Raw genomic sequence first — 21,089 nt, 5'->3', positions numbered from 1 at the left:
CCCTCATGCAAATAATATTGTTAGTGCAATAGATATGACCAGGGTGGCCAAAGCCGATTTGGCAAAGCCCCTTGGCATGAGTTCCAGTACCCTGGCAGTGCCACCGGTAAGCGACAGCGCCATCTTACAGGATATTAATGCCACCACAAATCCAATAATAACGGTCTTCAAAGTAAATAATATATATGTTTGCTGACCCATTGAGCCGATGGCACGATTGAGGAATTCAAAAAAATTTGATTGCGAGACACCGACCAGCACTCCTGAGACAAAGCCGGCTAACAGGGCCAAGGTAACAAAAGCGACCGACAGCGAAAACATACATATACTAAAGGCCAGCACCCGCGGCACCACCAGATATAAAAACGGGTCGATTCCCTGAGCATCCAACATGTGGACCTGACCTTCGGTCTTCATGGTGCCCAGTTCAACCAGCAGGGTAGATCCGCTGCGACCGATCACAATCAGACCTACCAGTACCGGTGCGATTTCACGCACCAGAACCAAAGACAAAAAGTTGCCGAATAATGCTGTGCTGCCAAAGACGTTTAACCAATAAAAAGACTGAGCGACGAGACCAAAGCCTACAAATATCCCGCTGACCAGGATAAAAGGTAACGCCTGGGCGCCTACCTGAAAACACTGACGCATGAACTCGTTGCGAATCGAACGCCGCCAGGTGATCGGGCGGCAGCCTTGCCAGATAACTGCCACGGCATCGCTGATAAATCGCACCGGCCCATGCCACAAACCAATGGTCCCCGCACCCACGCTTGCGAGCAACCATCTCGGTCTGGATATTCGCCGTGAGGTATCATTACCATATGATGGGTTAAGCGGTTCGGTGTTCATATGTGTCCTGTCAGAAGATAGGTTGAACTTTCACCGACGTGGGGCAAATAATAGCGCCCGCGCATTTGAAATAGGTACCTGGACTGTAATCGCTGATAAGTGGTTTGTGAGACCTGGATGCCGCCCGCTATGCCGGATTCTGCCATTTTTGATGCAAACCGAACCGACTCGCCCCATATATTGTACGTTTTCTGTTTGCGCCCCACGGAGCTGCCCATAGCCGTCCCGGTGTCGATACCGATACGAAATTCCATAGGAATGTTCAAAGATGCAAACAGGCTGCTGTAGCGATCCTGGAGGTATAGTGCCAGGTCGGCAATGCGACCGGCATGGTTATTCGAGTCGTTGTCAATTCCCGCTGCACAGATGATCTCCTCGCCCATAATTTTCACATAATCGATGGCATCCGATGCAGCCGCTTCCTCCAAATAGGCAACCAGCAGATCAACGATTGTCGTTGATTCGTCACCTGCGCTGTGTCCGGCAAGGGTTATGGGATCGCTAAATCGCAATGCCAATACGGTTGTATCTGCAAATATGTCGGCAGCCGTTTTCTGCGCATCAATTCCGCCGGCTGCCAGACGATCCAAGAAAGAAGACACTCTGTCTTTTTCGTCCTCTGAAACGGATATTGTTTGCTCTCCTAACAGATCCGCTATTTCCGGTTGACGATCGGACCGAGTGTCATTTTCAACGGTGGGGGTCTTGGGTCCAGGCGCCGTTGACGCTTTGATACTGGTTGCTCTGTCTTTGCGGCTGTCAGCCTCATGCATCGATTTTCGATCCGTTGAAAATCGCAGCGCCAGCATATTGGCAATGGCGTAGGCAAATGAGACATCTTCGTCCGGCCAGCCACGGTGCATGCGCTCCTGCTCAAACCAAAGGGCCCCAGCTGTCCAATCCTGATAGCGAATCGGTACTGCCAGCAAAGATCTACAACCCAGTGGTTGCAGATAGGCCTGAAACAGCGCGGTCAAGCGACTATCCGCTTCTGCGTCTCCGGTGCTGATGCTGGAACCGTGCTGCAGCACATCAAACAATTCTGAAAATTCGTCCTGAGAAAGTACCGTTCCCTGGGTGTGCCCATTGCTTTCGCTGTCATAACTATCGATACACTTTAAATTTTGGGCGTTATCGTCAAAACGCCACAGACTGGTGCGTCTTAAATTGATGGCATTGGCAACAATCTCGGTTAATTCCTGAAACGAATCACTATCCCCGGTACCAAACACGGCCGCTCTGGAGGACAGCTCGGAGAAGGCCCGGCTCTGGGCCGCGAGTTCATGCTGACGATCGAGCACGCGCTGGGCAATGATTTCCGCCCGCAGAGCCTGATATACCAGCAGAGCCGCCAAAATGGCGGCCAGGATGATGATACCCACAGACATCAGTAAAATATTACGGTTGTTGCGAGCAACAAAGCCGACAAAGTCTTCTTCAGGTACAAAAATGAATACCGATAAGTCGAGCCCGGTTTTTTGGGGCATCAGGAAAGCGCTACTCAGATAGCGCCGATTGTCAACAACCAAATCACGATGACCGTGCCCCTCGATACGGAAGCGACTGAAGGCACGATTTAAGATTGTGTCTCCCAGTTCTTCAACCCGGATGGGTTTGAACACATTGCCTTCCTTTTTCACCATTTTGTCAATCTCCGGATGGGCGACGATGTAACCCTCTTCATCGACGATAATGGCCTCGCCGTTTTCGCCGATTTTCAGGGTCTCGAGAAAGGCGCTGACCGCTTTTAATTCGATATCCAGACCGATGACACCCAGTCGTTCATCATTTTTGCTCATAACCGGCAAAGAAATCGTTATGCCGTGTGTTTGGCTGGTGTAAAAGATATAAAAATCAGTCCAATACGGTTCCTGGCGATTGACAGCCCCCTTAAACCAGGGGCGGTTGCGGGGATCATAGGAATCATCAACCGAGGTCTCTTCTTCCAACATGTTTCCGGCCGGGTCCCGACGGATCCAGGTGGTCCGTGCGGATCCGGTGGCGCGCTCGATGATTTTGGTGTGCAGGGATTTGTCCGGCTGCCGGGCGACCATCAGAAAGTTACCCTGGGTGTCAGCGACGATGAAATTGGTGATTTGCGAAAGATTGTTCAGTATGCCAAAAGCAAGCGGTTCCAGTTGATCCCGGTCTTTAATATCAAATGACGAATTGTTTAAGAAAGTAGCCGTGAGCTGAACCGTATCTTCTATGGGCTTTAAGAAAGCTTCCAGTTCTCCGGCGATGCGTCTTTCAATCGCTCCCAGCACTTCATTCGACAGCGCCAGCGCTTCCCGGCGGTTACTGAAATAGGAGTATGCGACAATCGCCAGCAAGGCCGCCAGCATGATGACCACAAAACCGATCGGGCCGGCCACTCGAAAGAAGTGACCCCGCTGCAATTTTCGCTTGCTGCGATCACCAGATCTAAGATCAACCACTTCTTCTCTTCGCAATTTTAGTGCCTCCCAACATATTCAATGAAGCATAGGCGCTTTACCAGTGCTTGATTTGCTTCTTGACGCAATCTTCTTTAATTACATCCTGCATTTACTATAAATATCAAAATCATATATAGGCCCATCATGACAGATGGGTCAAATGCTTTATGCCATTTTATGAAGTCGATTAGGTTTATTTTAGTGCTGAAATTAGCCGGTTATGCGAAAAAGTAGGTATTCGGCAGTCGGCTGTCAATTGAATGCAACACACTTAATAATCCTTGAAAAACAAATTTTTTTCTGCCACAACCATCGACGGTCCTAACATCTTTAATTATTTCATTTTATGCCCCTTGCTTTTGAAAGGATCGATGAATGAGCACTATGGCAGTCGTCACCCAGGCAAAATCCGCTGCAGCAGTGATCCGTTGGGCCGCGCGCTTCGCAGAAATGCGCAATGATGCCCTCACTGTTCTTTGCTGTGAGTTCGGTCAGCAGGTTATGCCTGCAACAGCGGTTAATTTAAAGCAGCCAGAGCCCGCAGGCGAATTTGTACAAGCTGTGGCTGCGGCCATTGGTGAAATCCGAGATATTGAAGTTGAGCTATTTTGGATGCGCCAACCTAAACCGGCCAGAGCCATTGTTCAGCAGATTCAGAAAAAGAACATCAAATTTCTGTGTGCCGGTATGGATACCGGCCTGCCGAAAGACTCGCCTGTAAATCGGCTGGCCCTGCGATTACTGCGTTTTGCGCCCTGCCAGATGTTCGTGCTGGATCCGGGGGATGCAGACGGCACACGCTTTCATAATATCCTGTTGCCGATGGGCTCGAAACTGAAACCATTTACCATGCAAACTGCCGTCAGTCTGGCGGAGAAATTGGATTGCACGGTCATGCCGATGGAGGTGGGTTCCTATTTTGGCAGCGACTCAAAGGAGGTTGCCCAGCGCTCGTTGATATCAAAGCTTCAGGAGGCCGGTATCAAGGAATCTACGGCGATTAAGCCCATCCTGGTGCTCAGCGGTGAAAAGTGGAAGAGCGCGGTTAACCGAAGTCGAGGCAGCGATCTGGTGCTGACCGGAGCAGCCGCCATTAGCGAAGTTCGCAAATTTCGCCAGGAAGAAAAACGCCACAGTGATCCCGAAAGTCCAAAAGTACCGATCGGAATGGTGCGCCGCTGGAATGTGGAGGCCGGGTCATCCTGGATCAATATGATTGAAATCCGGATTTTCAGCTGGCTGCCGTCCCTGGAAGCCGTGGATCGGGTTGATCTTTTTGATCGCCTGCAAGCCGGTGCACGCTGGAATGTGGATTATATATTGATGATGTGTCTGTCCACCGCCATCGCCTCACTGGGCTTAATGCAAAATTCAACAGCCGTGGTCATCGGCGCCATGGTGGTCGCCCCGCTGATGACACCGCTGATTGGCGCCGGGCTTTCGCTGGTGCAGGGCAATCTTGTATTTTTTCGGGATGCCATGCGGGCCATGGGATATGGCATTGTAGCCGGCTTAACGATCTCGAGTATTCTGGGCTTTATCGTTCCGCTGGAAGAACTCACCCCGGAGCTATTGGCTCGCGGTGCTCCGACGATTATCGATCTGGTGGTGGCATTCCTTTCCGGGGCAGCGGCTGCTTATGCCCTTGCCAGACCCTCTTTGCTCGGTGCACTTGCCGGGGTCGCCATTGCTGCAGCGCTGGTCCCTCCCCTGGCGACGGTGGGCATCGCTTTTGCCGAATTTAGATGGGACATTGTTGAAGGCGCCGCTATTTTGTTTGTCACCAACCTGGTGGCCATCATTTTAGGCGCCGCCAGCGTCTATCGCCTGCTGGGCATCCAGGGCTCGCGTTTGGGTATACGGCTGCCCCTGTGGGTGCGTCGCACGGTTATGCTGCTGGTTTTGCTGTCGGTGGCCTTAACAGCACCACTGGGATATAAGCTGGCAGACCAGCTGCTTGAGGGTCAAACCCGTCCGTACACCTTGCCCGTCAGCAAAACGGTCTGGACAGCTATCCGGGATCGGGTTCATCTGGAGCCGGGGGTGACGTTTTTGTCGGCCAGCCGTTTCGGTATGGAACATGATACGGATATCGTCATTCTGCTGACGGCTTCAAAACCGGTCTCCGCCGACTTTATCTCCGACTTGAAACGAGTGACCAATGAAGCGCACGATGAAAACTTAAATATCGGTGTTTATGTCGTCCAGGAGGCCGGGATCAAACGTACTAAATTCTGATATTTATTAGACACATCGCCTAAACTAAATATGAAAGCCCGGTTCGCATCGAACCGGGCCTTCTGTTTCTGAGTTAGATAACATGCTCTGCAGATTACAATTCAATTCCCAGCCGTTCCCAGACCGACTCATCGTCTTTGATTTCCGCGGCTTTCAAATGCGGATAGGTGGTGATCAGAAAATATGCCAGCGGCAGGACCCCCAGCACGATGATGATGGTGTCAGGGAGCGCACGAAAAGTCCCCAGCCAAACGACAGCGCCCTTTTCGAAAAAATCCGCGCTGCGCGCCACCCAATAACCGTCTTTAAAAGCGATCCAGGCCTGCATGGCGCCAATCGGCATCAGGGTGACAAATGCCAGCAAAAACAACCCGCCGTTAAGCCCCCAGAAAGAGAGCTTCAGGATGCCGTCTTTCCAGTGAGCCTTGTCCACCAGGCCACGCCATGAGAACAACAACAGGGCAACAGAAAGCATGCCGTAGGTCCCGAACATGGCCGTATGGCCGTGGTGCATAGTCAGGTAGGTGCCGTGCTCATAGAAGTTAATGATCGGCAGATTGATCAAAAAGCCGAAAATACCGGCACCCAGAAAGTTCCAGAAAGAAGCAGCCACCAGGAAATACATGGGCCACTTGTAGGAGAACTGCCTGCCTTGCTTGCGGATCTCACGGTATTCCATGAGGCCTCTTACCACCAGCGCCAACAGCGGCACAGGCTCCATTGATGAGAATATGGCCCCCCAGCCGACCCAGAATGCCGCACCGCCATACCAGTAGTAGTGATGGGCAGTTCCGATGATGCCACTGAGAAAAGTTAGGGCGGCGGTAAAATAGGCCACCCTTAAAGCCGCCTGGGCTGTTGCCAGTCCCATGGCCACCATCAGCAGCGCGATGACGGCAATACCGAAGAACTCAAAGATGCTTTCCACCCAGAGGTGCACCACAAACCAGCGCCAATAGTCCGCCATCGTCAGGTGAGAACCCTGGCCGTAAAAGAGCCCGAAAGCATAAAAAGCAACCACAAACACGGCACTGAACACGTAAAACCAGATCAGAGCACTGAATTCATCCTTGTGCTTCTTCAGATGCCCACCAACGGCGCGGTAGACAATCAGCAGCCAGAAAACCAAACCCACCAACAGCAGGATCTGCCAGAGTCGGCCTAGCTCTAAGAATTCCCAGCCCTGGTGACCCAGCCAGAACCACAGATCGCCCAGGTATCCCTTGATGCCCAGGACCTCACCGGTCAGACTGCCCACCGCAACCAGTAAAACGGCAACGAACAGCAGCTTAACCAGCAAGCTCTGCTTGTTGGGCTCTTTACCACCAATAATAGGTGCCAGATAAATGGCTGACGCCAGCCAGGTGGTGGCAATCCAGAAAACCATCAGCTGTAAATGCCAGGTTTTGGCCCAGCTATAAGAAATCAGGTCGGCTACAAAGTCTACAAAAAAACTGCCCGGATGAATGGTGTAATGCGCCAGCAATCCACCGAAGCTTGTCTGCAGCAGAAATAGCAGAATCACCACCACAAAAAACTTGGCAGCCTGAAACTGACTGCGGGTCAAAGGCATTTCGATCAATTTTTCAGCCAGGGCCGTCCCTTTGGCCTCTCCATACCATAAGCCGTATCGATGGATCCAATAGACAAACAACGCCAGAACCACTAACAGCGCCAAAACGCCGGCGATGGAATAGAAAAAGGCGTCGGTGCTGGGGACATTACCCACCCGGGTATCCGGCGGCCAATTATTGGTATAGGAATAATCTTCTCCCGGCCGAAGGGTTGAGGCCACCCAGGCCGTCCAGAAGAAAAAGCGGGATGCCTGCAGTCGCTGCTGCTGCTCAGGAATGGTGTTGGGAAGAAAACCATAACGGACCTCGCCATCCTTAAAGGTTTTTTCCCAGTGTTTAATCACACGCTCCAGGCCCTGAATCTGGGCATCGGTGAGCTTGAGCGTGTCACTGGCGGCGTCATAGCGGTTGGGCTTTAGCTCAGCCTTGATTTTAACATCGATGATGTCTTTTTGCAGGTCATCTAGCTGGTTATAGGATTTGCCATGCTCAGCCATTGCCAAATAATCGCCCACAGCCTCGACGATGATATTTAAAGATGCAGCTGAAAACTCCGGACCCCGCTGGGAGCCGTGCCCCCAAACTGCTCCATGATCCATCAGGCCAAACCGTTGATAGACGTCCTGTCCGGCAATGATATCCGACTTCTCAAATAGCAATTTGCCGCTGCTGTCAACGACTTTCCCCGGATAAGGCGGCAGATCCTTTTTCATGGCAACCCCGCCGCCCAGAAGAACCGCCATGGCGACAATAAAACACAGGATTGCTGCCCATTTTAATGTTTTAATTGACATGTGTACTCCTCAGAAATGAGTCACCTTTGGTTTGAATGATTTATGTCCCCACAGATTCTATGTGTAACCGCTACCATAGTTTTATTTCTGTTTACGGTATGGCGGTATGATTTGGATGCAGAAAATCACATCTAATGCCAAAACATATTTTTTTATGACCACTCAATATGGAGGATGGAGCCGCTGTCCTTCGATCACTTCAGTAGTGAATCGCATGGGTTATCAAAAGCCCCGTAAAACGGCTTGATATTTATTTGTTAAATTTAGTCAAACCTGTGGTTTTAAAACCAGAGCCGATCTCTGGTTTCTTGCATAATGTAAATATAATCTTTGGGGGAGGATGCCCTTGACTTAGATCAAGATTGAGGATTTTTAGCAAAATGGATAAAGCGGATGAAAAGCTTTTTCGATTAAATTTTAATCGACCGGGCTCATTTTCAATCCTGGGATGTGATTACATACAGATGGACTTCACGGGGACCATGAGCGCCGTGTACCATGGTGGCTTCGATATCAGCAGTTTTGCTGGGGCCGGATATGAATGTCAAACAATTGGTCAGGCCTTCCTGGTGTTCATGCGGGTCCCATTTAAGCAGGGCGTAAAGCTCTTTGAGGTCGGCAATCATCTGATCGAGTTTGATGACGGCAATATGAATGGCTGGCACCAGTGATACGGTGCGCGCCTGGCCGGGCCGGGTTCGCAGCACCAGCGTGGCGGTGTCGGCCATACAAAAATCAGCCGATGTAACGCCAATATAAGCGTCGATAACCTGTTGCCGGATGTCTTTATCCGTCGTTTTTCTTGACTCGGTGACAAATACCGGTACATTTTGTTCGCCCAAAACAGCCGGCAGATTCATACTTTCAACCAGGGGGTGAGCCCAAGCCACAACACTTTTTGTGTTCCCCCATTCGGGATCTTTTTCCCTGACCAATGTCGCAATGGAATCGGCTACGGTGCTGATGTCATCACAGGGAATCACCTTCAAGTTGATGGGCGAGGCGGCTGCCAGAAGGGTATCGAGCAGTTTTTTCCGCTCAGCAGCACCGCGGTTTTGGATGCGCTCCAATATCGCCCGGCTTTCAGCGGATATCTCACCACCGAACAAATCAGCCTCGCTGCGCGTATCAGCCTGTGGTATTCCCAAAGCCTTTTTGATGGTATTTAAAAATTGTTCTTGCTCTAGATATTTCATCTTATCAGTACTCGACCATGCCGAAACAGCCCTAACTCGGGCGTTGGTTCGCAATTATCGCTTTACGGGCATGTTATTTTTTGAAAGGCGATATGTTGATGGGGAACCCCTCGACCCGCTTATGACCCGATATTTGGGATGAGCGGCAACCAGGCATATGGGCCAACCCCTGAGCCGGTTTCATCCCAAATATCGGGGCACCGGCACCGTGTGATTCATATCGCCTTTCAGAAATTGATATGCCCGCTATCCATTGTCGCTCATCTCTTCTAGCACCATTCTAAAGGCCATTTTTCCAGCGTCTTCTAAAGCTTTCCTTGGCCAACGGCTTTAAATCGCGCCCCTGCGTCCAACCACTGAACGGCGGCGGCAGACGCCGTATCATGCCACCCCGTTGCGGCATCAGTTTTTGCCCTGCAGCTGCCAATCGCAGGGCAAGATCGTATACAGATCGTTTGCGTATGATCCAGGACCACATCTGCCATATCAGGTTTTCCTTGCGATCAGCCGGTGTCACCCCCCAGTCCGGATCGCCTTCAGCCAGCTTTGTTCTCAGGGCCAGCAACATGCGCGGCAGATCAATATTGACGGCACAGGCTTCCTGACAGGCGCCGCAGAGGGTCTCACCCAGACACAGGTCCTTGGCGCGGTTAATGCCCACCAGCAGGGGGGTGACCACCGCGCCCACCGGTCCGGTATACGCATAGCCATATGAATGTCCGCCGATTTTGGCATAGACAGGGCACACATTCAGACAGGCCGCGCACCGGATGCAACACAGCATCTCGCGAAATTCGGGATCGGCCAGAATCCGGCTGCGCCCATTGTCCAAAATAACCAAGTGAAACTCCTGGGGCCCGTCGGCCTGATCCGCTGTACGGGGCCCGCCGATGTAGCTGACATAAGTGGCCATATTCTGTGCTGCCGCTCCCCGACACAGCAACCTTAAAAGGATATCGTGATCTTCCAAGCTGGCGGCAACCCGCTCCATTCCCATGAAAGCCATGTGGATTTTCGGCAGGGTAGTTGACATACGGATATTGCCTTCGTTTGAAACGGTGGTGATGTGTCCGGTTTCGCCACATGCAATATTGCAGCCTGAGGTGCCCATATCCGCCGCCAAAAATTTTTGCCGTAGTGCCTTGCGGGCAATCCAGGTTAATTTCGGTGGATCATCCTCGTACGGGATATCAAGATGATCGGCAAAAAGGCTGCCGACATCATGGCGGGTTTTGTGAATGGCCGGTGCAATAATGTGTGATGGCGTCTCAGCGGCCAGTTGGATGATGTATTCGCCCAGATCCGTTTCAGACACCTCAATGCCGGCATCGATCAAGGCATCGTTTAGACCGATTTCCTCGCTTACCATGGATTTGCCTTTGACCACCCGCCTGACCTGATGCTGCCGGGCGACCTTCAGGCAATAGTCCACTGCCGCCTGGCGGTCTTTTGCAAAATACACATGGCCACCGTTTTTGCGGATGTTGGCCGCCAGGGTTTCCAGAACAACGTCCAGGTTTTCAATAGTTTTCATCCGGATCTCATGGGCTCTTAAACGCAGATCCGGCCCCTCCGGAAGACGGCGGTAGCATTCGGCTGTGCCGCGGCCAAAGCGGTTCTGTAAGTCCGCCAGCGCCTTTTGCAGGATCGGGTTCTTTATGGCCCTTTTGGCCTCAGCCACGTAATGTTCAGTTGTTATTTTGCTCATTTTAAATGACGCGTTGCTTGTTGCGAGTTACAGGTTACGCGTTATAAGCAAGCCGGCCTTAGCGATCTAAGATCTGAGCAATGTGCATCACTTTTATGGAAGAGCCCAGACGGCTGAGCTTGCCTTGAATGTTCATCAGGCAACCCATATCACAACCGACCACGGCATCGGCTTTGGTATCCATTATGTGTTTCACCTTATCGCTGACCATGGCGTCTGAAATGTCCGGATACTTAACGGAAAAGGTGCCGCCAAATCCGCAACAATAGTCCGAATCCCGCATTTCAATAAAGTCCAGACCAGAAACATGCTTCAATAGCATGCGGGGCTGCTGCTTGACACCAATGCCCCGCAGTAAATGACAGGAGTCATGGTAAGTAACCCGGCCATCAAACGTTGCCCCCAGGTTATCAACCCCGAGGACATCCACCAGATATTCACTAAATTCATAGGTGTGTCGGGCAATATGTTGAGCACGCTGCAACCAGGCGGCATCGTTTTGAAACAGCTCCGCAAAATGGTGCCGCACCATGTTGACGCATGAGCCCGATGGACAGACGATGACATCTGCATCTTCAAATACGTCAATGAAATGTCGCGCAGCAATCCGAGCCTGGCGGCGGTACCCGGAATTAAACGCCGGCTGCCCGCAACAGGTTTGATCTGGGGGACAGGTCACGGAAATCCCAAGTCGCCGCAGCACGCGCACCATGGCTTCGGCCACCTGCGGATAATGGGTGTCCACCAGGCACTGAATGAATAATGTAACATTCTGGTTGTAGCTCATTTTTATTTTGCAGCCAGGTCTTTATTGTTTGACTGGACGCCGCGCACGCAACGGTGATTGGATTGCCTTATTATTTTACGCATTCGACCTCTGTGGTAAACAAAACTAATTGTACAGAACCGGAATTAAAGCTGAACGCTACAATGAACCACAAAAAAAATCCAGCGCAAAATCAGGTTGCAAAATAGAGGTCACAGTTTAGCAAATAGGTCTGAAAGGCTTGCGCTAAAAATTTTTTCTGGTAAGATATTGAAAGCTTAGGAGATGATGGACATGTCAGAGCAAAGATTAGCCTTGTTGGAGCTCATTGATAAAATTGAGCACATGGGGCAGTTTCAGGATCGTATCGATTTTCCGGCCACCATCGGACAGATCTGGGAGGTCTTTTTAGATGACGTGCGCAGCTTAATTGACATAGAGGTGTGTGCGTTTTTTGTGGTCGATGACAATTCTCACGAATTTATCCTAGAATATGTCTACCCCGATGATCGGAAAAAAATCTGTAAAAAAGAAGTAGATTATCAAATCGAGTGCGGCATATTTTCCTGGATTATCAATCGCAGGCAACCGGCGCTGATACCCGCCCTGGCATTTGAAGACAGCAAATCAATTGTCATGCTGCCGCTTTCGACCATAAAAAGAACGCTTGGGGTGGTCATGATTAAGACCCCCATCAAGGAAAGCTTCATCACACAGGAGAATATGAAGCTTTTGACCATGCTGGCCAAACAATATTCACTGGTACTGGAAAATACTTTGCTTTACGAACGTTTGAAGCGCAAGCACAAATCACTGGAAAAGGCCAATGGTGAAATCCGGCTTTTATCCCGCAAAGATTCCCTGACCGGCTGCTACAATCGCGGCTACCTTAACGAACACCTGCAGCATGAAATTAAAAGGGCCTCACGTTATCATCACCCACTTTCGGTCGCTTTGTGCGACATCGACCATTTTAAACGCGTCAATGATACGTTTGGCCATTTGTGCGGCGATATGGTGCTCAAAGAATTTGTGCAACATATCCTGTCGTTGATCCGGTCAGATATGGACTGGCTGGCGCGTTATGGTGGAGAGGAGTTTTTGCTGGTCTTGCCAGAAACCAGTTACAAGAATGCGAGCCGCCTGGCCGAAAGGCTCCGCAAGCAAATCGCAAAAAAGAAATTTAACTGGGAAGGGGAAGAGGTCTCCATTACCGCCAGCTTTGGGGTAACCGGCATTGACAAAAGATCGGCTTTGGAGGATTTTTCTTCAGAAGAGCTCATCGAGATGGCAGATCAATACCTTTACAAGGCAAAGAATTCCGGAAGGGATAAGGTGGTCCGCGGGTCTTTTGCCCCTGACCAAAGCGAAAAAAGCAACAAAAACAAAAAATAGACCTGCAGGTTTAGCGACCGAATTTTTTTCTTTGCTTTATTTTTTCAAACCCTGCCTCAACAACCGGTTGGATCTTATCCAGCTTGATAGGTTTGGTCAGATAATTATCAAAGCCGACCTGCTTTAGTTTTTGCAAATCATACAAATCCGCATAACCGGTTAACGCGATAATGACTGACTGGGAGTTTCTCTCTCTGATTCGCTGGCAAAATTCAACTCCGTCCATATCGAGCATAATCAAATCGGTTATAATAACCGGGAAATCCTCTTTTCTCATGAGCGCAAGCGCGACTTCCGGTGATTCAGCCTCAGCCACTGAATATCCGGCCTTGCTCAGCAGCTTATTCAGCAGATCTCTCTGGAAATCTTCATCATCAACGACCAATATTTTCTTTTTCATTGGACACCTTTATTTTGAAACGCCGTCTAAAAGTGCATCAAACTTAACACCGAAACCCGCAGAAACCGTGCGCACCACCTGCCCGCCTACTTTGATAAATTCTCTGGATTTGGGTCGCATGAAAGATAGCGTCAACTGCTGGCCGACGGGCACAAATTCGCGGGTTTCAATCAACATACCCCCCGTGCTGATATTTTGAATAAACCCGCTAAAGGCACGATCCAGCGTAACAAAGTCCACTGGCATAAAATAAGGCTTACGAGAAAATTTTCTTCGGCCCTGTAAATGCTTTGCTTCCAGGTCTTTTAAAAGAATTCGGCGATCTTTGAAGGGCATATCTAAAATGATTTCAAACAAGCGTGCGGTTACAACGGAAATATTCGGATCTTTGGGATGCTTATCGGAAGGTTCCATTGCCGAGATCCTTTTGTAAGTGAATTAGACCGCCAAATGGAGATACTGCTCCGATGTGTCAATTACTTGTTTTGCATAGCAAAATCGATATTAAAGGTTTTCAACCACAATGTCAATTTAAGATTGGAACGGCTAATTGCTGCCGGCCGCTGGCTACTGGCCTCTGGCAGCAGGCATGCAGCTGCTGCGGAATTACCAGACGGTACGCCAGAAGCTGACGGTAAGCGGAGTGTTGTGCGGATATTTTATTCGAGCAACTGAGACTTGATTGTTTGCAGCATCTCCTCAGTTACCCCCGCCCGCGATGCGAGGTAGGCCATCGCAGAGCCATACTTCTCATTCAGATGCGAAATCATGGCTTCAATGCAGTACTGTGGGGCCGAAAAATAGGGAGAAATTTTTTTCCGATATTGGGCATCAATATCGAACTGATCGTAAATCTGATTGACCACATCGGCGATATAAATATTGGATAGCCCGTAGTCGCTGATGACGGTTTTTTCGGGTACCCCCAGGGCCAGTAAAATCAAAGCCGCACAGGCGCCGGCCCGGTCCTTACCGCCGGTACAGTGAAAAATCAGCGGCAGATGCGCCGGGTCTGCCAGGCGCTTGAATACTTCACCCCAGGTGCTCGCAAATTGATCCACATTTAACAGGTAGCCTTCAATTAAAAATTCAGGAGTTAACCAATCGGCATCCCCATTTTTTAGTTTTTCAAATAAAAGGCCCGGTTCAAATTGAAGGTGGTTGACAGGCAAGTGAACGTATGATCCGCTGTCACCTGCTGGGAAACGATCCGGCCGGTTGCGGACTTCAACCAAGGTGCGAAAATCGCAAACACTTTGAATCTTCAGACGCTGCAAAAAAGCAATGTCTTTATCGGTCAGTCGGGCCAGGTGATCGGAGCGGAAGACTTTACCCCATTTAACCCGGCGGCCATCGGTGGTTTCATACCCACCAAGATCTCTGGTGTTTACGGTTTCTTGCAGAGGCAGACGCCGCTCACCCACGGTGATCGCATTGTTCCCTTCAAATAAAATTTTAAAATAATGGGGAACCGTGGGGTCCAGTTGCGATCTGATGACCGCCGCCGGATCTTTGGTTATCTTAAAAGGTACTTTAGACTGAATGGTTTCGGGTGTTGTTCCGTGATAAACGGAAATCGGCAGCTGTTTACGTTTGCTTTGCCAGCTGATGATCAACTCGCCCTTGCTGTTGCGGTCGGCAGAGACATCAGAGATAGGCGCAGTCGTTTCTAAAATAGTCATTTAATTTATCCCGCTAAGCAATTCGGTTGACCGGTTAAGCCTGCAGAGCCCATTGAAATACCCAATATGCATGATGCTATTATGTCGCGGTCAGACCGGCAAGATCGTTTCAGGCAGGCTTTCGTCAGGCGAAGGGCTCAACTTTTAGGTTCTACTTTTTTTCCAGTTTAACGGCAATGGCATAGCGCCCGGGCCCCACATAAACCAGACCTAAAAAGACAACAGCCAGGCCCAAGGACCACAGCATCAGTGTATCATAGCCCGGTTTTTGCAAATACAGAAAAAAATAAACACCAAATATAGCGAATAAAATGATACACGCGGCTCGAAAAAAATAGCCGAAAACAAAGCTTACTGCGCCCAAAGTTTCCAGAAATAAAATCGTAAAGCCAACAACCACCGGTGGAAATCCGATATTAATGGCGCTGAGACCCATTCCGACATTTTTCCATTGTTGCAAGCCGTCGAATAATTTGGGCAAGGCATGCCATAAAAGTACAGCTGTCAGACCCAATCGAATAATGAGCAGCCCTAAATGGATTCTTCGATCTTGCGAATCAAACATGGTGTATCCAAACGGCTGAAGGTATTAGCCTTAAAACAGTTTTGATATATCTTCTAGTATTCCACACCCAAAAATTATTTCAACTAAAAATTATCCCGCACCATGCTAGCCCCATGCACCCTGGTGATACTTTGACATTAAAAATTATATACCATATTATGAGCCGAAAAAACGGAAAGGAGCAAAAGCCCATTATTGATGAGCGAATTCTGGGATTGGTGGCAGCATCTGCCGCAAAACATAAGCCCGGTTCTATTTGAAATCGGCTGGTTCAAGGTCCAGTACTATGGATTGTCTTATATTGCGGCCTTCGCCATGACCTATATCCTTGTGCTGTATCGCATCAGGCATGAAGAGCGCTTCACGTTCACCAAAGAGCAAGTTAACGATATCACAACCTACGCCATCCTGGGACTGATAATCGGTGCGCGTCTGGGCTATGTATTGTTTTATAATTTAGCCTATTATCTGCGCCACCCGCTTGAAATCTTTTTGCCGTTTTCGCTCTCCAATGGCTTTGCCTTTACCGGCATCTCCGGCATGTCCTACCATGGCGGTCTGATTGGGGCGCTACTGGCTGTCACATGGTACATCCGCAAAAACAACCTCCAATTCTGGGATGTGATGGATTTATATTTTACCGTGGTGCCCCTTGGATATACCTTTGGCCGGCTTGGAAATTTTATGAATGGGGAATTATTCGGACGCGTAACGACCGCGCCGATTGGTATGGTTTTTCCCCAGGCACCGGATACAGCCCTGCGGCATCCATCCCAGTTATATGAAGCTTTTTTTGAGGGTATTTTCCTTTTTGTCATTCTTTGGAGCATCCGTAACATTAAAAAACCCCGTGGCACTATGCTCGCTTTTTATATAATCGGTTATGGGACAGTGCGATTTTTCATTGAATTTTTTCGCCAGCCCGATGCCCATATCGGCTTTATCTTTCTATCGTTATCCATGGGCCAACTTCTTTGTGCACTGATGATTGCCGCCGGATTCGGCCTGTATCTATATTTGCACAAAACCCAACAACGGGTGTAATGCCCATTCGAGGAGAGACATCATGAAGCAGTCCCTTGACGCCATCAATGTGCTGTATCCGACACCGACCACCATCGTCGGCGCGATGGTCGAAGGCAAACCCAATTTCATCACCATCGCCCATATCGGAATCGTTAACCACGCCAAACCTTTTCTGATATCACTCAGCATGGCAAAGCCCCACTATACCAATGCCGGTATCAAAGAAAACAAAGCCTTTAGTGTCAATATCCCATCGGAAGATCTGGTAGTGGCCACCGATTATGTGGGGCTCGTCAGTGGTAAGAAAACGGATAAATCCAATGTATTTGACATTTTTTACGGTCGGCTGGAAAGCGCACCCATGATCAGCGAGTGCCCGATCAACATGGCGTGCAAGCTTTATGATGTCTACGACACCCCCTCCCATGATCTGTTTATTGGTGAAATAGTGGAAACTTACGCCGAAGATTCCGTGCTCGTGGACGGTAAGGTCGATCTTGGCCGTGTAAAACCCCTCTTGTTTGACATGAGTAGCGTACAATACTGGTCAATTGGCCAAGCGCTGGCCAGGTGCTGGAATGTCGGCAAAAAAATGAAGCAAAAATAATGCAAACCGTCCCCCACCAGGAAATACACCAGCGCATCCGCAATTTCCAAACCCGACTGGGCGATAACCGGCTGGATGGGGCCTTTATTCTGCAGAATGCAGATCTGTTTTATTTCAGCGGAACAATTCAATCCGCTGTTTTATTTGTGCCTGCAAACGGTGAACCCATTTTGATGGTATTAAAGAATGCCAAGCGCGCCGAACAGGAATCTTCGATAAAACATATTGTCCCTATCAATAATAAGAGCGAGGTCCCGAATATTTTAAAAGATTTTGGCTTCAATCGCTTGGACAGAGCCGGTCTGGAAATGGATGTCCTGCCGGCCAGTCTATATCTCTGGTTTCAAAAAGCTGTCTCACTGTGCCAATGGACGGATGTATCGGGCATCATCCGCAGATTGCGCATGATTAAATCGGCTTATGAAATTGAGCAAATTAAAAAAGCAACCGCTGTCCTACACAAAGGGTTAACGGAACTTAAAAGCATCATTAGGGAAGGCATGACCGAACTGGAAATCGACGGACATCTGGCCATGGTTGCCCGCAGAGAAGGCCATATGGGCACTCTACGCATGCGAGGTTGGAACCAGGAAATGACCCACGCGCATGTGCTCGCCGGCCGCAGCGGCGCGACCATATCGCTGCTAAACAGCCCCCACGGCGGCAGCGGTAATACACCGGCTATGGCTCAGGGTGCCGGCTTTCGCAAGATACGGCGAAACGAACCCATTGGGGTCGACTATGGGGTAGCCATTAACGGCTATGTCGGCGATCAGTTTCGAACCTATGTGATCGGCACGCTTGCGGAACACTTAGAGCGGGCCCATAACTGCTCACAGGAAATTCTGGCGCTTGTGGTTGATATAGCGCGACCGGGCAAAACCTGCGCTGAGCTATATGCGGCAGCTGTGCAAAAAGCCAAAAGCGATAGCCTGGCAGATTTTTTCATGGGATTTGGAGAGGGGCAGGTTAATTTTATCGGACATGGTATCGGTCTGGAAATTGATGAATACCCCATCATATCTCCGCGTTTTGACGGAGGGCTGGAAATTGGCATGGTGCTGGCTCTGGAGCCCAAATTCGTTTTTCCCCAAAAAGGCGTTGTCGGACTGGAGGATGATTATGTCATGACACCCGAGGGTCTCAAAAGACTGACGCTGACAGAGCAGTCTATCATTTATATTTAAACCCGTTTCAGCTAAGAGAGAAAATGCAGCTTGACATCTCCGAATTAACTTATACCTATCCGGGATCTGTCAGACATGTCTTCCGGCAATTGAGCTGCCAGGTGACCGAACCCGGCTTTCACGCTTTGTTTGGCCCTTCGGGGGTGGGCAAGACCACTCTGGCGAAAATGATTGCTGGTAAGCTTAATGAATATTCCGGAAAAATTAAGCTGCATCAAATGGACCCAGTATTATACACGTATAATCTGGAAAGGCTCCCGGGATGGTCCAGTGTTCATGAGCATCTGACCCACATCACACCCGCATCCAACCGGAAACGCCTGGAAGAATTGGTGGATTCGTTTGGCCTTGATTCTTGTTTAAATTCCCGTTTTGCCCAGCTATCCCTGGGCCAGCAAAACCGAACCAATTTAACCCGCTATCTGCTTCAGGACTTTAAACTGCTGGTTATGGATGAAAGCCTGGCCAATGTGGATGAAATCACCAAAGAGAAAATCATATTAAAAATCAAAGCCCTGTATCCCGAACGCTGCTTTTTATACATCTCCCATAATGTGGCTGAGGTTTCAAAATTTTGCAAACAGATCCTAGTTCTGCGCAGCCATCATAAAGATCCTCAGGCTGTTTTACTTCAAGGTCAGGATTTTAATGGCCGTCAATCGCTCGCTGAAAAGGATCTGGAGCAATGCATGCTGGAGATCGTTAATGCTGCATAGGCGTATTTATCAATTTTTAATGATCTATTTTATCGGTTTTGCCGGTCTGATGCTGGTAAAATATGGTCTGAATTTATCCGATTACGTCATCCCGGGCTTTGGCGAAATCGGCATGACTGTTCGACGCTATTTCGGAATTTACCTGCTGGCCGTGCTCAACACGCTTGCAGTGGCCGTTCTGGGCCACCTGCTGTCCATTTGCATGGCAACGGTTGTGGGCATTATCGGACGGTTAACCATTTGGATCGGTTCTTTTATCCGCGTGGCGGCTTACAATATTCAGGCCTACCCTATTGTGGCCGTGGCGCCGATTATTTTTATCCTTTTAGGAGATGGGCTTTCTTCCCGCTTACTGATTGCAGCGATGATTTGCTATTTTCCGTTATTGCTTTCTATCATCGGAATATTATCAGAGCCGGTAACAGAAATCGAACACTTCTTTGAATCCACGCGCAGGATGAACTGGCAGCTTCAGGTTAAAATACGGGCTTTTGAGAATATTCATAAACTAATTACCGTTATTGTCGGAAGTGCCACCCTGGCCATGGTGGGCACGATTGTGGCCGAATTTATTGCAGCCAATGCCGGCATCGGATACAGTATCCGGATTGCCTTATACCAGAGCGATCTGGCAAAAATACTGGTTGCTCTTTTTTTAATCGGGATTTGCACATCCGTCTATTTGGTGTTTCTAGAATGGCTGGGTAGAGTTGTGAAAAAGCGCATCGGCAGCGTTTAAAAGGTTCAAGGCTCAACTGGAGGAATTGATGCAGCGACAACTGTTTGATCGTTTTGGTTTGCCAGTAATGGTTATGATCCTTATCCTCTTTTTGGTAGGGTGCTCACCGGACGCTGAAAAACCGCTGGAAGAAGTCAGTTACCGTCTTAAGTGGCTGTATAATGTCAGCGTGGTCGGAGACCTGTATGCCCTTGACAACGGATACTTCGCAAAACAGGGCCTGGCGGTAAATGTTAAACCCGGGGGGCCAGAAAAAGACGCTATAAAGGAGCTCGAATTGGGTCATGCTCAGTTTGGCGTTGCATCAGCCGACCAGGTGATCAGGGCGGTATCAAAAGGTTCACCGATTGTGGTCATCGCTCAGCTTTTCCAGACCAATCCGCTGCATTGGATATATCGCCCGGACAAAACACCGCTAAATACGCCTCAGGACCTTAAGGGTAAAACCATCGGTATTACCCATGGGGGCAATGATGAAACCATCATGCGTGCGCTGCTGGCCAAATACGGCATTCAAGAAAATGACGTCACTCTTTTCAGTGTGCGCTATGATTATACCCCTTTCTACCAGGGCAAAGTTGATCTGTGGCCTTTGTATCGTAATGCCCAAGCGCCCATTATCGGTGCTAAGCTACTAAAAGCGGGGGAACGCTTTGATCTCATGGACCCTAACAAAATGGGGATCCGTTTTGTGGCCAACTCAGTGGTCACCACCCGTAAAATGCTTGAAGAAAGACGCGAAACAGTTCAGCGGTTTATCAAAGCGTTGCTTCAAGGCTGGCGGGAGGCATTGGACCCGGCCAATACCGAAACGGCCGTCGCCCTGATCTTAAAATACAATAAAGAAACACCCGAAGAGATCGTTCGGCAGCAGCTGCCCGCCACCCGCATCTTGATGATGCCCTTAGCGAAATTTGACTTTGGCGCCATAGATGTGGCCGCCTGGCAGCAAACTGAAGAAATCATGCTGGCCCAAAAGCTGATCCCCGTCAGGGTATATGTGGAAAAATTGTTGAAACCGATTAACAAATAGTACTGGAATACCACTATGCAGAAAGCTCTACTGATGGATATATAACCACGAAGGGCACGAAGGACGTGAAAAGACAAAAGTAAAATCATGTGTTCCCTTCGTTATCTTCGTGCTCTTCGTGGTAAAATTGTAACGGGCGTATTCAACTGAGTTTTTCCGGATAACTAAGTATT

General features: G+C 49.4%; 18 protein-coding genes. 8 read left to right on the top strand and 10 right to left on the bottom strand.

Translation table 11 applies throughout. From position 1 onward, the window contains the following. Positions 1-3: 3 nt before the first annotated feature. The gene (locus QNJ26_11590; protein MDJ0986179.1) at positions 4-852 is read right to left on the bottom strand and encodes an ABC transporter permease; all 849 of its coding nucleotides are present in this window, start codon (positions 850-852) and stop codon (positions 4-6) included. Next, a complete protein-coding gene (locus tag QNJ26_11585; GenBank protein ID MDJ0986178.1) occupies positions 849-3,305 on the bottom strand; it encodes an adenylate/guanylate cyclase domain-containing protein in 2,457 nt (818 codons plus the stop codon). The genes QNJ26_11590 and QNJ26_11585 overlap by 4 nt, the downstream gene beginning before the upstream one ends. A gap of 360 nt (positions 3,306-3,665) precedes the next feature. Here QNJ26_11585 and QNJ26_11580 point away from each other — a divergent pair, with 360 nt between their 5' ends. Next, positions 3,666-5,528, top strand: coding sequence for a DUF389 domain-containing protein (locus tag QNJ26_11580; protein ID MDJ0986177.1), 1,863 nt, complete (start codon positions 3,666-3,668; stop codon positions 5,526-5,528). Positions 5,529-5,622: 94 nt separating this feature from the next. Here the strand turns inward: QNJ26_11580 and QNJ26_11575 are convergent, their stop codons facing one another. From QNJ26_11575 to QNJ26_11560, 4 genes are all read right to left on the bottom strand, one after another. After that, complete coding sequence (locus QNJ26_11575; GenBank protein ID MDJ0986176.1) at positions 5,623-7,896, bottom strand: cbb3-type cytochrome c oxidase subunit I; 2,274 nt, start codon at positions 7,894-7,896, stop codon at positions 5,623-5,625. 437 nt (positions 7,897-8,333) lie between these two features. Continuing rightward, complete coding sequence (locus tag QNJ26_11570; GenBank protein MDJ0986175.1) at positions 8,334-9,092, bottom strand: lactate utilization protein; 759 nt, start codon at positions 9,090-9,092, stop codon at positions 8,334-8,336. Between the two features lie 280 nt (positions 9,093-9,372). After that, positions 9,373-10,800: a LutB/LldF family L-lactate oxidation iron-sulfur protein gene (locus QNJ26_11565; protein MDJ0986174.1), complete on the bottom strand. Its 1,428-nt coding sequence runs from the start codon at positions 10,798-10,800 to the stop codon at positions 9,373-9,375. Positions 10,801-10,858: 58 nt separating this feature from the next. Continuing rightward, complete coding sequence (locus QNJ26_11560; GenBank protein MDJ0986173.1) at positions 10,859-11,587, bottom strand: (Fe-S)-binding protein; 729 nt, start codon at positions 11,585-11,587, stop codon at positions 10,859-10,861. A gap of 273 nt (positions 11,588-11,860) precedes the next feature. Here QNJ26_11560 and QNJ26_11555 point away from each other — a divergent pair, with 273 nt between their 5' ends. Further along, positions 11,861-12,961, top strand: a complete 1,101-nt coding sequence (locus tag QNJ26_11555) for a sensor domain-containing diguanylate cyclase (protein MDJ0986172.1) — start codon at positions 11,861-11,863, stop codon at positions 12,959-12,961. Between the two features lie 10 nt (positions 12,962-12,971). Here the strand turns inward: QNJ26_11555 and QNJ26_11550 are convergent, their stop codons facing one another. From QNJ26_11550 to QNJ26_11535, 4 genes are all read right to left on the bottom strand, one after another. Further along, the gene (locus tag QNJ26_11550; GenBank protein ID MDJ0986171.1) at positions 12,972-13,361 is read right to left on the bottom strand and encodes a response regulator; all 390 of its coding nucleotides are present in this window, start codon (positions 13,359-13,361) and stop codon (positions 12,972-12,974) included. Positions 13,362-13,370: 9 nt separating this feature from the next. After that, positions 13,371-13,775, bottom strand: coding sequence for a PilZ domain-containing protein (locus QNJ26_11545; protein MDJ0986170.1), 405 nt, complete (start codon positions 13,773-13,775; stop codon positions 13,371-13,373). A gap of 245 nt (positions 13,776-14,020) precedes the next feature. After that, positions 14,021-15,043, bottom strand: a complete 1,023-nt coding sequence (locus QNJ26_11540) for a tyrosine-protein phosphatase (protein ID MDJ0986169.1) — start codon at positions 15,041-15,043, stop codon at positions 14,021-14,023. Between the two features lie 151 nt (positions 15,044-15,194). Next, positions 15,195-15,608, bottom strand: a complete 414-nt coding sequence (locus QNJ26_11535; GenBank protein MDJ0986168.1) for a hypothetical protein — start codon at positions 15,606-15,608, stop codon at positions 15,195-15,197. 198 nt (positions 15,609-15,806) lie between these two features. On the opposite strand from QNJ26_11535, the gene lgt reads away from it, so the two are divergent. The 6 genes from lgt to QNJ26_11505 are packed head-to-tail and all read left to right on the top strand — an operon-like array spanning position 15,807 to position 20,916. Then, complete coding sequence (gene lgt / locus QNJ26_11530) at positions 15,807-16,652, top strand: prolipoprotein diacylglyceryl transferase (GenBank protein MDJ0986167.1); 846 nt, start codon at positions 15,807-15,809, stop codon at positions 16,650-16,652. 22 nt (positions 16,653-16,674) lie between these two features. Further along, positions 16,675-17,241 carry a flavin reductase family protein gene (locus tag QNJ26_11525; protein MDJ0986166.1) on the top strand — a complete coding sequence of 189 codons (567 nt, stop codon included), beginning with the start codon at positions 16,675-16,677 and terminating at the stop codon, positions 17,239-17,241. Continuing rightward, positions 17,241-18,428 carry a Xaa-Pro peptidase family protein gene (locus QNJ26_11520; protein ID MDJ0986165.1) on the top strand — a complete coding sequence of 396 codons (1,188 nt, stop codon included), beginning with the start codon at positions 17,241-17,243 and terminating at the stop codon, positions 18,426-18,428. Before QNJ26_11525 ends, QNJ26_11520 begins: the two co-directional genes overlap by 1 nt. A gap of 23 nt (positions 18,429-18,451) precedes the next feature. Next, positions 18,452-19,144: an ATP-binding cassette domain-containing protein gene (locus tag QNJ26_11515; GenBank protein MDJ0986164.1), complete on the top strand. Its 693-nt coding sequence runs from the start codon at positions 18,452-18,454 to the stop codon at positions 19,142-19,144. Then, a complete protein-coding gene (locus QNJ26_11510; protein MDJ0986163.1) occupies positions 19,134-19,883 on the top strand; it encodes an ABC transporter permease subunit in 750 nt (249 codons plus the stop codon). Before QNJ26_11515 ends, QNJ26_11510 begins: the two co-directional genes overlap by 11 nt. A gap of 28 nt (positions 19,884-19,911) precedes the next feature. Then, positions 19,912-20,916, top strand: coding sequence for an ABC transporter substrate-binding protein (locus QNJ26_11505; GenBank protein MDJ0986162.1), 1,005 nt, complete (start codon positions 19,912-19,914; stop codon positions 20,914-20,916). The last annotated feature ends 173 nt before the right edge of the window (positions 20,917-21,089 follow it).

This window comes from Desulfobacterales bacterium (assembly GCA_030066985.1).
GTDB lineage: Bacteria > Desulfobacterota > Desulfobacteria > Desulfobacterales > JAHEIW01 > JAHEIW01.
The sequence above is the reverse complement of the archived record's forward strand: the minus strand, read 5'-3'. Positions and strand labels throughout refer to the sequence as shown.

Bases quoted from the DNA above. Each gene is read 5' to 3' on its own strand.
- QNJ26_11505 (MDJ0986162.1), top strand. From the start codon at position 19,912: ATGCAGCGACAACTGTTTGATCGTTTTGGTTTGCCAGTAATGGTTATG.
- lgt (MDJ0986167.1), top strand. From the start codon at position 15,807: ATGAGCGAATTCTGGGATTGGTGGCAGCATCTGCCGCAAAACATAAGC.
- QNJ26_11510 (MDJ0986163.1), top strand. From the start codon at position 19,134: ATGCTGCATAGGCGTATTTATCAATTTTTAATGATCTATTTTATCGGT.
- QNJ26_11540 (MDJ0986169.1), bottom strand. From the start codon at position 15,043: ATGACTATTTTAGAAACGACTGCGCCTATCTCTGATGTCTCTGCCGAC.
- QNJ26_11565 (MDJ0986174.1), bottom strand. From the start codon at position 10,800: ATGAGCAAAATAACAACTGAACATTACGTGGCTGAGGCCAAAAGGGCC.
- QNJ26_11580 (MDJ0986177.1), top strand. From the start codon at position 3,666: ATGAGCACTATGGCAGTCGTCACCCAGGCAAAATCCGCTGCAGCAGTG.
- QNJ26_11520 (MDJ0986165.1), top strand. From the start codon at position 17,241: ATGCAAACCGTCCCCCACCAGGAAATACACCAGCGCATCCGCAATTTC.
- QNJ26_11560 (MDJ0986173.1), bottom strand. From the start codon at position 11,587: ATGAGCTACAACCAGAATGTTACATTATTCATTCAGTGCCTGGTGGAC.
- QNJ26_11570 (MDJ0986175.1), bottom strand. From the start codon at position 9,092: ATGAAATATCTAGAGCAAGAACAATTTTTAAATACCATCAAAAAGGCT.
- QNJ26_11545 (MDJ0986170.1), bottom strand. From the start codon at position 13,775: ATGGAACCTTCCGATAAGCATCCCAAAGATCCGAATATTTCCGTTGTA.
- QNJ26_11590 (MDJ0986179.1), bottom strand. From the start codon at position 852: ATGAACACCGAACCGCTTAACCCATCATATGGTAATGATACCTCACGG.
- QNJ26_11525 (MDJ0986166.1), top strand. From the start codon at position 16,675: ATGAAGCAGTCCCTTGACGCCATCAATGTGCTGTATCCGACACCGACC.
- QNJ26_11575 (MDJ0986176.1), bottom strand. From the start codon at position 7,896: ATGTCAATTAAAACATTAAAATGGGCAGCAATCCTGTGTTTTATTGTC.
- QNJ26_11535 (MDJ0986168.1), bottom strand. From the start codon at position 15,608: ATGTTTGATTCGCAAGATCGAAGAATCCATTTAGGGCTGCTCATTATT.
- QNJ26_11555 (MDJ0986172.1), top strand. From the start codon at position 11,861: ATGTCAGAGCAAAGATTAGCCTTGTTGGAGCTCATTGATAAAATTGAG.
- QNJ26_11550 (MDJ0986171.1), bottom strand. From the start codon at position 13,361: ATGAAAAAGAAAATATTGGTCGTTGATGATGAAGATTTCCAGAGAGAT.
- QNJ26_11515 (MDJ0986164.1), top strand. From the start codon at position 18,452: ATGCAGCTTGACATCTCCGAATTAACTTATACCTATCCGGGATCTGTC.